Raw genomic sequence first — 14,355 nt, 5'->3', positions numbered from 1 at the left:
CCCGCGGAGCGCGAGGTCCCCTCCGTCGGACGCTCAGTCCCGCCGACGCAGGACCAGCAGCGCGCCGCCGCCCAGCATCAGCGCCGCCGCGACGAGCGGGACCAGCAGCTCGGCGCCGGTGCGGGCGAGGGGCCCGCCGCTCCCGGCCGCGGAGCCGTCGCCGCGGCCGGCATCGCGGCCCGGCGCGGGGCCGGAGTCGCCACCGGGGTCGCTGTCCGGCCCGCCGCCGTCCGTCCCGTCGCCCGCCCCGCCGCCGGCGCCGCCGTCCGTGTCGCCCGAGTCGCCGCCGTCACCGGGGCCGTCACCGCCGTCAGCACTCCCGCTCCCGTCGCCGCCGCCGGCGCCTCCACCACCTGCGCCGTCCTCGCCGCCCTCGTCGTCCTCACCGTCCTCGTCCCCTCCCGGCGCCGCCGCCGGAAGGATCAGGTACGTGCCCCGGGACGGGCCGGAGAAGCTCAGCACCCCGTCGCTCCACGTCGCCCCGACGGGCAGACGGGTGCCGTCCGCGAGCAGCCGCACCACCCTCTCCCCCTCGGCGCCGGGCGCGGTGATCGCGGCGGGGAGCGCGACGTACGCGTTGGCGAGGGTCAGCACCCGGCCCAGGCCGTCGTCGGCCTCCCCGATGCTCGCCGCCAGCGAGTCGTCGCTGCGGAAGGTGGCGGTCGCGGTGACCTCCCCGTCGGTGAGCGTGACCGTCTCGAGGGCGAGGGACACCGTGATCGACAGCTCGACAGCACCGCCCCCGGCGTCCGGCAGCACGTCACCGTCGGCGTCCGTCGCCAGAAGGGTCACCTGCTGCTCGCCCTCGACCAGCATGGACCCCGGCGCGAGGCGCAGGGACAGCCCGGCCTCCGCCGCCGCGGCCGCATCGCCGTCGAGCGTCGGCTCGTACTGCTCGAGCACGGTCCGCGCGAGGCCGTCCTGGTCGGCGAGCTCCTCGCGATGGATGCTGATCCCGACCCCCTCGGGGCCGGAGATGCCGATCTCGGCCGCGGGGGCGGCGACCCGGAAGGCGATCTCCTCGGTCGTGCGATGGCCTGCCAGATCGCTCGTCACCACCGTGAGGGAGTGGGCGCCCTCGGCGAGGTGCGCCGTCGGCACCCGCGCGGAGAGCGAGCCCTGCACGGCGGTGGTCCTCGCGCCGAAGGAGGCGATCTCCTGCTCCGCCGCGGCATCGGCCTCGACGCCGTCGGCTCCGGGTTCGTCGCCCTCGGATCCGAGGTCGCGGAGGTCCTGCAGCGCCTCCTCGAGCGCGTGCTCCTGGGTGGCGAGATCGGTGACCTCGTCGTGGACCACCTCGTCGTCGAGCAGCACCTGCAGGCCCGCCAGGTTCCCGTCGGACGCGATGATCTCGATCTCGCGGCCGTCGTCGACGACCTCGCCCCGGGTCAGGTTCGCGATGTCGACGCGGGGGACCTCCTGGTCGAGGACCACGGGGATCAGTCCCATGAGGACGTTGCCGTTCGAGTCGGCGAACTGGACCAGCAGGGTGTCGCCGTCGGCCACCGAGATCTCGGTGGAGAACTCGCGGAGGTTGGAGCCCTCCCCCGGGCTGCCGAGGTCGAACCGTTCGACGACGGTGGATCCGTTGAGCGCGAAGGTGTATCCCCAGCCGTCATCGGAGGCGGTGCCCGCCACGGTGATCCGCGGGGTGCTCGCGTACAGCGTCCCGCCCACCAGCGTGGGTTCGTCGATCTGCAGGGTCGGGGCGGTGACGTCGAAGTGGAAGCGGACCCCGCGGTCGTAGCGGACCCGCCCCTCGGCGTCCTCGATCACCATCCGGAAGTGGTTCTCCCCGGTGGTCATCGGAAGATCGGCGGTGAAGGCGCCGTCCTCGCCGATCCGTGCCCGGATCGGCGCCGGGTCGCCGTACCGGCCGTCCTCGCCGACCCGGCCGCCCGGGGTGAGGGTGATGCTGCCGCCGGCCGGGTACTCGCCGCGGAGCGTGAACACGCTCCCGGCGGCGTCGACGTCCGGGGTGCCGCCCGGGACGAAGCAGGCCGCGGAATCCAGCACGCAGTCCGCGTTGAGGATCTCGGGCAGGGCCCACACGGGGGACGGCGCGCGCCCGGAGATCGCGAACGTCCGCGCGACGGTGTTCACGCCGTCGGTGGCGCTGAGCGTGAACGCGGCCGCGTCCTCCTCCGGGGTCACGGTGACCTCGAAGGAGCCGTCCGCACCGACGTCGGCCGTCGTCTCCCCCGCGGCGACGGCGAGCTCGGCGCCCTCTCGCTCGTCGGTGACCGTGCCGGTGAGGGTGATGCGGCCGTCCTCCTCGAGCAGGACGCCCCCGTCCTCGCCGGTGGCCGGTTCGTCGACCGCGAGCTCGGGCGGGATCGAGTCGTGGATCAGGGAGATCGCCTCGGAGGCCACGACCTCTCCGGCGCCGTCGAGGCCCTCGACGACGAGCTCCTGGAGCCCTTCGGCGAGCGGGACCCGCAGCGCGAAGCGGCCGTTCTCGATCGTGCCCGACCGATCGCCGACCCGGACCTCGACGATGTCCCCGGAGGCGTAGCCGCCGATGCTCAGCTCGCTGTCCTCGATCAGCGGGAAGTCCGGGCCGATGACCTGCTCGTGCATCTGCGAGGCGCCCGCGACCAGCAGCGACGCGGCTCCGAACACATGGGTCGCCGTGCCGAGGGTGAAGCCGCGGTCCACGGCGGAGACCGTCACGAATCCGGCCCGGTCGCGGTCGACCTGCACCGCGTAGGTGCCGTCCACCTCCGTCACCGCGAGCTCCTCGCCGGAGGCGTCCGCGGCCTGCGGCGGGGCGAACAGGCCGGAGCCCTCCTCGAGGACCGTGAAGGTCAGCAGGCCGTCGTCGTACTCGCCGAACTCGATCACCGGCGCGGTGGCGTCGACGCCGACGGCAAAGTCGAGCCGCTGCCAGTCCTCGTCCTCGCTGAGGCGGGTGCTGACGCGGTAGAGGTACTCGCCGTCGGGCAGCGCGGCGAACTCCGCGGCCTGCGGATCGTAGACCGTGCCGTCGAAGGTGTAGCCGCCCCACAGCAGCTGGGCGGGATCGGGCGCCGCGAGGTAGTCGCTGAGCAGGGTGCGGAAGACGCCCTGCTCCTCGCCGAGGGTGAGGATCTCGGTGCCGTCCTCGGCGAGGATCTGGTAGCGGATGTCGGAGGCGTTGCGCGCCACCAGCAGCTCGGGAGCGACCACGTCCATGTCCCCGTCGCCGTTGGGCGAGAGCCAGAAGCGCCCGTAGTCGTCGCTCTCGAGCGGCAGCACCTGATCACCGAGGAGGGTGATCATGCCGGACTCCGCGTCGACGCCCGGGAGCTGCTCGCCCGCGGGCAGGATGATGCTCTCGGCGTTCCAGTCCCCGACCACGCCGAGGAAGGGCACCGCGAGATCCACCTGCCCGGCCGTGGCGGACTCCAGCTCCACCCAGCCGCCGGTGAAGTGGGGCTCGCCGGTCTCGGGGGTGACCGTGACCTCGACCGCGGCGGTGCCGCCGGCAGGCACGGTCACCGCGGTGGGCGCCGTGACGGAGCCCGCGGAGGCGCGCACCTCGGTGGCGGCGCCGGCCTCGTTGGTCTCGGCGAGCAGCTCGACCTCGGGGAGCGTGAACTCGGCGTCCACGTCCCCGCTGTTGGTCAACGTCACCGTGAACGCGGCGGAGCCGTCGATCTCCCGCAGCGCGGCCGCTCCCTGCCCGCCGACGGTGGCGATGACCTCGGAGGCCACGGCCCGGTCGACCTGGGCGAGCCCGGCACCGATCTGGCGCGGGGACGGGGGCAGCCCGGTGGCCTCGTCCCGCGGGACCAGGGCGGTGTTCATGAGCATGACCGTGGCCAGGTCCACGCGCTCGGCGCCGGAGACGTCGGGGCGGGTCTCGTGCAGGTGCTCGAGCACGAGCGCGGCCATGCCGGCGACGTTGGGCGCCGCCATCGAGGTGCCCGAGCTCATGCCGTAGGTGCCGTCGTTGTAGGTCGAGTACACGTTGCCGCCGATGCCGGCGATCTCGGGCTCGAAGTCCAGCGAGGGGGTCGAGCCCCAGGAGGTGAAGGCGGACGGCGTCATCGCGCTCACGCTCTCGAGCACCTCGACCTGGTCGGTGATCCGGAGAGTGGTCTCCCCGGCCGCGATCCGCTCCGCCAGGGCGACGCCGACGGAGTTCGTCACCGTGATGCCCGGGAGCGTGAACTCCTCGACCCCCGCCATCCCGAAGGGGGCGTCCTCGGTGTTGTACACGACCACGCCGCCCGCGCCGGCCGCGAGCGCGTTCTCGTACTTCTCGGTGAAGGGGATCGTGCCGCGCGCGATGAGGGCGTAGTCACCGTCCAGCGCCCGGCCCTCCGTCTCCTCGACGGTGCCCTCTCCCAGATCGACCAGGCGGTGCGCATCGTCGTCGAGCTCACCGGTGGCCGGCGAGTACGGGATGCCTTCGGGGTCGTCGTCCACGAAGGCCATCAGCTGCGTGACCACGGCGTTGTCGAGCGAGGCGACCGTGAGCGCCGAGCCCAGCGTCCCCGGAGAGCCGACGGTGCCGTCGTCCAGGCGCCCGACCGCGTCGTCGTCGATCGCGCCCTCAGAGAAGTTCTGGCCGTCGTTGCCGGCGGCGATCACGGTGAGCACCCCCGCGTCCCGCGCGGCCTCGATCGCGAGAGAGCTCGCATCGGAGGGGTTCTTCAGACCGTTGGGAGAGCCGAGGGACATGTTGATGACGTCGGCGTCGAGCTTCACCGAGTCCTCGATGGCCGCGACGATGTCCGAGTCGGTGGCGCCCCCTCCGCTGTTCGAGAACACCTTCATCGCGAGCAGCTGGGCGTTGGGGGCCACGCCGTCCAGCTCGCCCGTCTCCGCGAAGTCGCCGGGCTGCTCGCCCTCGGAGCCGTTGGCGGCGGCGATGCCGCCGACGTGCTGGCCGTGCGCGTCGATCACGCCGTCCTTGACCACGAAGTTCTCGTCGGCGTAGTTGTACCCGTCGGGCACCTTGCAGGTGAAGCCGGCATCCGGTGCCGGGTTGATGTCGGCGATCGCGGCGGCGGAGCAGTCGTCCAGACGCAGCGCGGGGTGGCCGGGATCGATGCCGGAGTCGATGATCGAGATGACCATGCCGGTGCCGTCGACGCCGACGTCCGCGAACGCCGCGGGCACGCCCTGCAGGGCGCGGGCGGTGTGCTCGGTGCGCTCGTAGACGCGCTCGCGGCGCACGGACAGCACCTCGGGCTCGAGCGAGAGCGCGGAGAGCCGGTCCCCGGGGACCGTCGCGGAGAAGCCGTTGACCAGGTAGGCGAACTGCCGATCGAGCTCGAGACCGTGCTCCTCCGACCAGCTCTCGATCAGCTGCTGCTGGGCCTGCAGGCGGGAGGACTCCTGCGCCATCGAGAGGCTCGCGGGCTGGTCCTTCAGCAGCACGACCACGTCCACGGGCTCGGAGGAGATCTCGTCGACGATGCCCGGGAGCTCCTCGACGGGGCCGGGCGCCGCCGGTGGCAGGGGCGCCGCCGGCGCGGCGACGGCCGTGGACATGCCGAGACCGAGGGTCCCGAGGAGAAGGGCGCCGGACAGAGCGGCGAGTCGACGAAGCGGCCGTGAAGGCACAGGGAACCCCCGTGTGAGCTATGGCATCGGTGCTCACATCCTAGGCAGTGCCCAGCGGACGTTCAGCTGATCCTCATGACCCGATGGTCACGAACGGATGACGGGTGGGCATGCGGAAGGGCCGCCCCGCTGATGCGGGACGGCCCTTCCGGAGCAGTGCGACTGCCGCCAGGTGAGGCGCTCGCCGCAGCGAGCGCCGGAGATCACTTGACGGTGATGGTCGCGCCGGCCTCCTCGAGCTTCGCCTTGGCGGCCTCGGCGTCGTCCTTCTTGACACCCTCGAGGACAGCCTTGGGGGCCTCGTCGACGAGCGCCTTCGCCTCCTTCAGACCGAGCGAGGTGAGGGCGCGCACCTCCTTGATGACGGCGATCTTCGCGGAGCCGGCGGAGTCGAGGATGACGTCGAACTCATCCTTCTCCTCCTCGGCCTCGGCCTCGCCACCGGCGGCGGCGCCACCGGCGGCGGCGACGGCCACGGGGGCGGCGGCGGTGACGTCGAAGACGTCCTCGAACTGCTTCACGAACTCGGAGAGCTCGATGAGGGACATCTCCTTGAAAGCTTCGATGAGCTCGTCGTTGCTGAGCTTCGCCATGGTGGCGTTCCTTCCTGTTGGTGGGACCTGCGTCCCTGCGGTGTCAGGCGGCGCGTGCGCGCCAGGTCATGCGGTCCGGTCGCTCCACGGGGAGCGGCCGGGGGACAGCGCTGAGGCTGTGGTGCGGAAGCCGCGAGCCGGGAGGGCTCAGGCGGCTTCCTGCTTGGCCCGCAGCGCGTCCACGGTGCGCGCCGTCTTGGACAGCGGCGCCGCAAACACTGCGGCGGCCTTGGACATCGACGCCTTCATGGCGCCGGCGGCCTTGGCCAGCAGGACCTCGCGGGACTCGAGGTCCGCGAGCTTCTGGACGTCCTGTTCCGAGAGCAGCTTGCCCTCGAAGTAGCCGGACTTGACCACGAGGCTCTCGTGGGTCTTGGCGAAGTCACGCAGAGCCTTCGCAGGCTCCACCGGCTCACCCTTGATGAAGGCGATGGCGGTCGGCCCGCTGAGCGTGCCGTCGAACACGTCGATGCCGGCCTCGCGAGCGGCGATCTCCGTGAGCGTGTTCTTCACCACGGCGTAGGTCGTCTCGGAACCCAGCGCGCGACGGAGCTCCCTGAGCTCCCCCACGCTGAGCCCGCGATACTCGGTGATGACGGCGGCGTCGGAAGCGCGGAACAGATCCGCGATCTCGGCGACGGCGTCCACCTTTTCGGGGTTCGCCATGGCCCTCCTTCCAGAGGTCTCTCGCCGCCGGGTGAAGGCGCCCCGCAACGGAGAAGGCCTCGACACGCAAGTGTCGAGGCCTCGATCGCACGAGCACCGCTCCCGGGGAGCGCCGGCCGGGGCCGGACGGGCACGATCGTGCGAGGATCGCTTCTTCACCTGCGCAGGCCACCCCGGAGGGGAGTGCTTCGGTCGTCCTCGGGGTCGAGGGCGACGACCGGCGGTCTTCGGTAGCACCAGAGTAGACCAGCATCGGGCCCTCGCGCCACGCCGGGAGCGGGGGCGTGCATCACATCCCGTCAGCGGCCCGCGTCGCCGAGCGGCAGACCGGGCTGGCATCGTCGCCGAGCGGCGCGCCGGGCAGGCCGTCGAGCGGCGCGCCGGGCAGGCATCGTCGCCGAGCGGCACGCCGGGCTGGCCGTCGCCGAGCGGCGCGCCGGGCAGGCCTTCGCCGAGCGGCGCGCCGGGCAGGCATCGTCGATTCCCCCGATATCGCCCACCAGCGGACGGAAACGGGGGATTCGCGCGGCGTGCCCGACGCACAGGCCGACGGGGCCGCCCCCGAACGTCCCGCCCCCGTGCCCGGGTCCGGCGCGTCCTCGAAGACCGCCCTTGCCCGCTCCAGATTCCGCCCGCTCCAGATTCCGCCCGCTCCAGATTCCGCCCACTCCTGACACGACACGATCCCCGCAGCTCCCTGAGAGTCAGGGTGCTGCGGGGATCGCCAGGACCCGCCACGTGAGGGACGGGGCGTCGCGGACGCGCCCTCGGAGGGGACGCCGACGGGGCTCAGGCCTCGTCGGTGTCCTCGAGGAGGTTGCGCGTGCGGTTCACGTCGATCGGGACGCCCGGGCCCATGGTGGTGGACACGGTGATCTTGGTGATGTAGCGGCCCTTGGAGGAGGACGGCTTCAGACGCAGGATCTCGTCGAGCGCGGCGACGTAGTTCTCGACCAGCTGCTGGTCGGTGAAGGAGACCTTGCCGACGATGTAGTGCAGGTTGGCCGCACGGTCGGTGCGGAACTCGATCTTGCCGCCCTTGATGTCGGACACGGCCTTCGCGGTGTCCATGGTGACGGTGCCGGTCTTGGGGTTCGGCATGAGGCCGCGGGGACCGAGCACGCGGCCCAGCTTGCCGACCTTGCCCATCAGGTTCGGCGTGGCCACGGCCGCGTCGAAGTCGGTCCAGCCGCCGGCGACCTTCTCGATCAGCTCGTCGTCGCCGACCTCGTCGGCGCCGGCCTCGAGGGCGGCCTCGGCCTGCGCACCGGTCGCGAAGACGATGACGCGAGCGGTCTTGCCGGTGCCGTTGGGCAGGTTGACGGTGCCGCGCACCATCTGGTCGGCCTTGCGCGGGTCCACGCCGAGACGCATCGAGACCTCGACAGAGGCGTCGAAGGACGCCGGGGAGGACTTCTGCGCGAGGCGCAGCGCATCCAGCGGGGAGTACGTGCGACCCTCTTCGATCAGCGCCGCACCGTTCTTGTAAGCCTTGCTACGGAATGCCATTGTCGTCAGCCCTCCACCGTGATGCCCATGGAACGAGCGGTGCCCTCGACGATCTTCGCCGCGGCCTCGATGTCGTTCGCGTTCAGATCAGGCATCTTGGTCTCCGCGATCTCGCGGACCTGAGCCTGGGTGATCTTGCCGACCTTGTCCGTGTGCGGAGTGGCCGAGCCCTTCTGCAGACCGGCTGCCTTCTTGATCAGCTCAGCGGCCGGCGGGGTCTTCGTGATGAAGGTGAACGAGCGGTCCTCGTAGACCGTGATCTCGACGGGGATGATGTTGCCACGCTGATCGGCGGTGCGATCGTTGTAGGCCTTCACGAACTCCATCATGTTCACGCCGGCAGCGCCGAGCGCGGGACCCACGGGCGGCGCAGGTGTGGCCTGGCCGGCCTGGATCTGGAGCTTGATGACGCTCGCGATCTTCTTCTTGGGAGCCATTGCTCTTCCTTACTGTGGTGTGGTCCGGGCGGAGCTCATCATGCGCTCCTCCCACTGCGGGACCCGCGACCGCGCGAGGCGGTCCCGGGCCCAGGATGCGACGCTACCTGCGCGTCGCCGCGGCGTCGACCGGGATCGAGGGTGATCCTGGTCGTATCCGCGCGGACGGTGCCGCGCGGCGCCGGTGATCCGCCGAGCGGATCGTGCCGTGGCGACTCAGATCTTGGCGACCTGGTCGAAGGCGAGCTCGACGGGGGTCTCGCGGCCGAAGATCGAGACCAGCACCTGCACCTTCTGCGACTCCGCGTGGATCTCGGAGATGGTGGCGGGCATGGTCTCGAAGGGTCCGTCCATGACGGTGACGGACTCGCCGACGTTGAAGTCGGGCATCTTCTGCGCGGCCGCGGGCTTGCTCGGGGTGCCGCCCGAGGAGCGCTTCTTCTCGGGGAGGCCGACGGACGGGGAGAGCATCGAGTAGATCTCGTCGAAGGTCAGCGGGGTGGGCTCGGTGGCGTTGCCGACGAATCCGGTGACTCCCGGGGTGTCGCGCACGACGCGCCAGGACTCGGTGGTCAGGTCCATGCGGACGAGCACGTAGCCGGGGATGCGCACGCGGCGGACGATCTTCTTCTGGCCGTTCTTGACCTCGGTCGCGTCCTCCATGGGGACCTGGACCTCGAAGATGTAGTCCTCCATGTCCTGGGTCTCGGTGCGCGTGGCGAGCTGCGTCTTCACACGGTTCTCGTGACCGGAGTAGGAGTGGATGACGTACCACTCGCCGAGGGCGGAGCGCAGGTGCATCTTGAGCTGGACCAGCGGGTCCTCCTCGGCGGGCACCTCGCCCTCGGCGGAGTCCTCTGCCCCCTCGGCATCCGCCTCGTCGGCCGGCTCGGTCGCGGCGTCGAGCGCGTCGTCCGCCCCGTCCGCCGACTCGGTCGCGTCGGTATCCGCACCCTCGGAGCCCTCGCCCTCGGAGTCCTCGTCCTCGTCGCCCTCGGCGGCGTCGGCCTCCGGGGCCTCGACGGTCTCGAGCGGATCGACGACGTCCTCGGTCGTCTCCTGGGTGGCCTCCTCGCCCTGGGGCGCGGCGTCGGCCGGGGCGGCGGAGGCGGAGAAGGAGAGGGAGTCGTCGAGGTCCTGGTAGGACTCGTCGGGGGTAGAGGTCTGGTCGCTCATCGGCGGGAACCTGCCTTCCTGGCGGCGTGGAACTGATCGGTCACGGTGCGGTGCGCGGTGCGGGCCGGCCTGCGGCTCACGCGTCGGGGACCGTGAAGGCGATCCTGGAGAGCCAGCTGAACACGGCGTCGAGGCCGAAGATCAGAAGGATCATGAAGACGACGAACAGCAGGACCGTGATCGTGTAGAGGATCAGATCCCGACGGGTCGGGACGACCACCTTCCGGAGTTCCGCGATGACCTGCCGGATGAACAGACCGATGGCCAGGAACGGGTTCTTGGACCCGGAGCCCTGGACGTCGGCGCCCGAGGGCGTCGACGGGGCGTTCTGGCTGGAGTTCACTCTGAGCTGTCCGATCTCGTCGAGGTCATCCGCATCCGACCGGGTGACCCCGGCCGGACCGGCAGGGCAGACAGGGCTCGAACCTGCAACCTGCGGTTTTGGAGACCGCTGCGCTACCAATTGCGCCACTGCCCTTCATGGGGAACCTGCCCCATGAGGTCGTCCCCCGGCCCCCTGGCGGGCGCCGGCGGTTCTGACCAGCGACCAGCATACAAGCCGCGCGGACATGGTGCGAATCGGCAGGCGGCAGATCACATCGCGCAGTTCGACCCGCCCGGCGCCTCCCCGCTCCGCCGAGGTCCGTGCTCGTCCGCGCCCGCCCCTGCGCCGATGCCCCTCCCCCGGTGTCCGAGGAGCATCGGTCCTGGCGGTGCGGGGCGAGCTCTGCCACGATAGGCGGGTGACCACCGATGACGCCAGCACCCCCATGACCAGCCCGCAGACCAGCCCGCACAGCGAGGAGCGCCCGCGCATCTCGCAGCGGGTGGGAGCGATCGAGCCCTCCGCGACCCTCGCCGTCGACGCCACCGCCAAGGCCCTCAAGGCGGCGGGTCGACCGGTGATCGGCTTCGGCGCCGGCGAGCCCGACTTCCCCACGCCGTCGCACATCGTCGACGCGGCGGTGGAGGCGGCGCAGGATCCGCGCAACCACCGCTACTCGGCGACGGCCGGCCTGCCGGAGCTGAAGCAGGCGCTGGCCGCGTCGGTCGCGGCCACCACGGGCCTCGAGATCGATCCGGCCCAGGTGCTCGTCACCAACGGCGGCAAGCAGGCCGTCTTCCAGGCCTTCGCGACCCTGCTGGACCCGGGCGACGAGGTCCTGCTGCCGGCCCCGTACTGGACCACCTACCCCGAGGCGATCCGGCAGGCCGGCGCGACCGAGGTGCCCGTGCTGGCCGGCGTGGACCAGGGCTACGTGCCCACCGTCGAGCAGCTCGAGGCCGCCCGCACCGAGCGCACCCGCGCCCTGGTGCTGTGCTCGCCCTCGAACCCGACCGGGGCGGTCCTGACCCCCGAGCAGGTCGCCGCGATCGGTCGCTGGGCGCTCGAGCACGGGATCTGGGTGGTCACCGACGAGATCTACCAGTCCCTCACCTACGACGGGATGCCCTTCACCTCCGTGCTGAAGGCGGTGCCCGAGCTGGCCGGGACCACCGTGGTGCTGGGCGGTGTGGCGAAGTCCTTCGCGATGACCGGCTGGCGGGTGGGCTGGATGGTCGGCCCGGCCGACGTCATCAAGGCGGCCTCCAACCTGCAGTCGCATCTCACCTCGCACGTGAACAACATCGCGCAGCGAGCGGCGCTGGCCGCGGTGACCGGTCCCACCGGTCCCGTCGAGGAGATGCGCGAGGCCTTCGACCGTCGGCGTCGGCTGATCGTCGAGAAGCTCTCCCAGGTCGAGGGGTTCACGGTCCCCACCCCGACCGGCGCCTTCTACGTCTTCCCCGACGTCTCCGGGGTGCTCGGCCGCGAGATCAGGGGGCGGGCGGTGACGACCTCGACGGACCTGGCCACGGTGATCCTCGAGGAGGCGGAGGTGGCCGCCGTCCCCGGCGAGGCCTTCGGCGCCCCCGGCCACCTGCGCTTCTCCTACGCGCTGAACGACGACGACATCGTCGAGGGCATCGACCGGGTGATCGCGCTGCTCGCCCCGTGACGCGCCCCGCATGACGTCACCGGGCGGTCCCCGCCGCGATCTCGCCGCGCTGCCGAAGGCGCATCTGCACCTGCACTTCACGGGCTCGATGCGTCCCACCACGCTGTGGGAGCTCGCGGCGGAGCGGGGCATCCGCCTGCCCCGCTCCCTCACCGACGACGTCGCCCTGCAGGTCGAGCCCACCCGGCGCGGCTGGTTCCGCTTCCAGCGCCAGTACGACGCCGCCCGCGCGGTGGTCGACTCCGAGGCGGCCATGCGGCGGATCCTGCGCGAGGCGGCGGAGGACGACGCGGCCGAGGGATCCGGTCGGCTCGAGCTGCAGGTGGACCCCACCAGCTACGCCCCCTTCGTCGGCGGCCTGACGCCCGCGATCGAGATCGTGCTCGACGAGGCCGTCCGTGCGGAGCGGGCGACCGGGGTGAGCATCGGGATCGTCGTGGCCGCCTCCCGCACCCGGCATCCGCTGGACGCCCGCACCCTCGCACGGCTCGCGGCCCGCAGCGCCGGGGCGGTGGTGGGGTTCGGACTCTCGAACGACGAGCGCCGCGGCACCACCTCGGACTTCGCTCCCGCCTTCCGGATCGCGCGCGAGGCCGGTCTGATGGCGGTGCCGCACGGCGGGGAGCTGCTGGGGCCGTCCCATGTGCGGGATGTGGTCGATCACCTGCGACCGCATCGGCTGGGTCACGGGGTGCGCGCGGCGGAGGACCCGCATCTGCTCGAGGAGGTCGTCGCGGCGGGCATCGGCCTGGAGGTGTGCCCCGCCTCGAACGCCTCCCTCGGCGTGGTCACGGAGGCGGAGGATGTCCCGCTGCGTCGCCTCGTCGCGGCCGGGGCACAGATCGCGCTGGGGGCCGACGACCCGCTGCTGTTCGGCTCGCGCCTGCTGGACCAGTACGAGATCGCCCGACGGATCGGCTTCGACGACGCGGAGATCGCCGAGCTCGCCGCCTCCTCGATCCGGATCTCCTCCGCCCCCGAGCAGGTCAGGTCACGCCTGCTGGACGGGGTGCGCAGGTGGCTCGAGGCGCCGGCCGGACCGGACGCGGGATGACGTGCCCGCCGCGGAGCACACGGACCGACGCACCGTCCTCGCGCCCCGGGCGCTCCGCCGCTCAGCGATCCTGGCCCGCGCCCTCCGAGGGGAGGGCGAGGAAGAACTCCGGAGCGTCGAAGCCGTGCTCGGCGAAGGCTGCCGCGATCGCCTCGGCGACCCGCTGCGCCTGCTCGGCCTCGACCAGCGCGATGGTCGAGCCGCCGAAGCCGCCGCCGGTCATGCGGGCGCCGTGCGCGCCCGCGGCCCGGGCCGCGTCGACGGCGACGTCCAGCTGCGGGACCGTCACCTCGTAGTCCTCGCGCAGTGAGTCGTGCGACGCGTTCAGCAGCGCGCCGATCTCGGCGACCTGCGAGCGCACGCTGCCCGCGGCCAGCAGGGCGTCGACCTCCTCGACACGGCCGATCTCGGTGATCACGTGATGGGCGCGGCGGCGCACCACCTCGTCGTCGATCCGGGCCAGGAGGGACTCGAGCCGGTCCGGATCCGCGTCCCGCAGCGTGGCCAGGCCGAGCGTCCGGGCGGCGCGCTCGCTGTCGGCACGGCGCGCGGTGTACTCACCGTCCACGTGGGAGTGCTCGGCGCGGGTGTCGGTGATCAGCAGGGCGAGGCCCTGGGAGGCGAGGTCCCACGGCACGGCGCGGGTGGAGAAGTCGCGGCAGTCCAGGAGCAGGGCGTGACCCTCGCGGGCGAGGACCGAGGCCGACTGGTCCAGACCACCGGTGGAGGCGCCGGCGAAGTCGGTCTCGGCCGTGATCGCGGCCCGCACCCGGTCCAGCGGCCCGGTGCCCAGCGTGAGCAGCGCCTCGATGGCCTCGGCGGCCGCGCACTCGAGCGCCGCGGAGCTGGACAGGCCGGCGCCCAGCGGCACCTGGCCGTCGATCATGATGTCCATCCCCCGGGTGGAGGCCCCCGAGATGCGCGGGCCGAGCGCCCACAGCACCCCGGCGACGTACGCGGGCCACCCGCTGACCGTCTCGGGGGTCAGCTCGCGGGCGTCGATGTCCAGCGTCGTCCCGCTCTGGGCGGAGCGCACGCGAAGACGGTCGGTGGGGGTGCGCGCCGCGGCCGCGAAGCAGCGGTGCGAGATCGCCATCGGCAGGCACAGCCCGTCCTGGTAGTCGACGTGCTCGCCGATGATGTTGACCCGGCCGGGCGCGGACCACACGCCGTCGGGCGCGTAGCCGAAGGACTCCACGAAGAGCTGCTCGGCACGCTCCGCGGCCGTCGCACGGTCGGGGGCCGCGGACAGCTCGACGGTGGAGGGCGCGGTGGAGGCGGCAGAGGGTGCGGACGACATGGAGTTCCTTCCGGAGCGGTCAGGGGCCGCGGCGCGGCCCGAGAGGAGACCGGCGCGGCGCGGC

General features: G+C 72.3%; 10 protein-coding genes and 1 tRNA gene. 2 read left to right on the top strand and 9 right to left on the bottom strand.

The features are described 5' to 3' along the window. Positions 1-33: 33 nt before the first annotated feature. The 8 genes from ACT3SP_RS16220 to ACT3SP_RS16185 all read right to left on the bottom strand — a co-directional run bounded on the left by ACT3SP_RS16220 (position 34) and on the right by ACT3SP_RS16185 (position 10,415). Complete coding sequence (locus ACT3SP_RS16220) at positions 34-5,484, bottom strand: S8 family serine peptidase (protein ID WP_444588339.1); 5,451 nt, start codon at positions 5,482-5,484, stop codon at positions 34-36. A 275-nt stretch (positions 5,485-5,759) separates the two neighbouring features. After that, positions 5,760-6,149, bottom strand: coding sequence for a 50S ribosomal protein L7/L12 (gene rplL / locus ACT3SP_RS16215; protein ID WP_444588338.1), 390 nt, complete (start codon positions 6,147-6,149; stop codon positions 5,760-5,762). A 147-nt stretch (positions 6,150-6,296) separates the two neighbouring features. Beyond that, positions 6,297-6,815, bottom strand: coding sequence for a 50S ribosomal protein L10 (rplJ, locus tag ACT3SP_RS16210; protein ID WP_444588337.1), 519 nt, complete (start codon positions 6,813-6,815; stop codon positions 6,297-6,299). 789 nt (positions 6,816-7,604) lie between these two features. After that, positions 7,605-8,324, bottom strand: coding sequence for a 50S ribosomal protein L1 (gene rplA / locus ACT3SP_RS16205; RefSeq protein WP_444588336.1), 720 nt, complete (start codon positions 8,322-8,324; stop codon positions 7,605-7,607). Between the two features lie 5 nt (positions 8,325-8,329). Continuing rightward, positions 8,330-8,761, bottom strand: coding sequence for a 50S ribosomal protein L11 (rplK, locus tag ACT3SP_RS16200; RefSeq protein WP_444588335.1), 432 nt, complete (start codon positions 8,759-8,761; stop codon positions 8,330-8,332). Positions 8,762-8,977: 216 nt separating this feature from the next. Next, the gene (gene nusG / locus ACT3SP_RS16195) at positions 8,978-9,937 is read right to left on the bottom strand and encodes a transcription termination/antitermination protein NusG (protein WP_444588334.1); all 960 of its coding nucleotides are present in this window, start codon (positions 9,935-9,937) and stop codon (positions 8,978-8,980) included. Positions 9,938-10,013: 76 nt separating this feature from the next. Beyond that, the gene (secE, locus tag ACT3SP_RS16190) at positions 10,014-10,280 is read right to left on the bottom strand and encodes a preprotein translocase subunit SecE (RefSeq protein WP_444588333.1); all 267 of its coding nucleotides are present in this window, start codon (positions 10,278-10,280) and stop codon (positions 10,014-10,016) included. A gap of 62 nt (positions 10,281-10,342) precedes the next feature. After that, positions 10,343-10,415, bottom strand: a tRNA-Trp gene (locus ACT3SP_RS16185). Between the two features lie 265 nt (positions 10,416-10,680). Here ACT3SP_RS16185 and ACT3SP_RS16180 point away from each other — a divergent pair. Together ACT3SP_RS16180 and ACT3SP_RS16175 are read left to right on the top strand one after the other, a co-directional pair. Further along, positions 10,681-11,937, top strand: a complete 1,257-nt coding sequence (locus tag ACT3SP_RS16180; protein WP_444588332.1) for a pyridoxal phosphate-dependent aminotransferase — start codon at positions 10,681-10,683, stop codon at positions 11,935-11,937. A gap of 10 nt (positions 11,938-11,947) precedes the next feature. Beyond that, complete coding sequence (locus ACT3SP_RS16175) at positions 11,948-12,991, top strand: adenosine deaminase (protein ID WP_444588331.1); 1,044 nt, start codon at positions 11,948-11,950, stop codon at positions 12,989-12,991. A gap of 61 nt (positions 12,992-13,052) precedes the next feature. Here the strand turns inward: ACT3SP_RS16175 and galK are convergent, their stop codons facing one another. After that, positions 13,053-14,291: a galactokinase gene (gene galK / locus ACT3SP_RS16170; protein WP_444588330.1), complete on the bottom strand. Its 1,239-nt coding sequence runs from the start codon at positions 14,289-14,291 to the stop codon at positions 13,053-13,055. Positions 14,292-14,355 lie beyond the last annotated feature (64 nt).

This window comes from Brachybacterium sp. AOP43-C2-M15 (assembly GCF_052446295.1).
Lineage (GTDB): Bacteria > Actinomycetota > Actinomycetes > Actinomycetales > Dermabacteraceae > Brachybacterium.
Note: the sequence above shows the minus strand (reverse complement) of the source record. Positions and strands in the feature narration are given on the sequence as shown.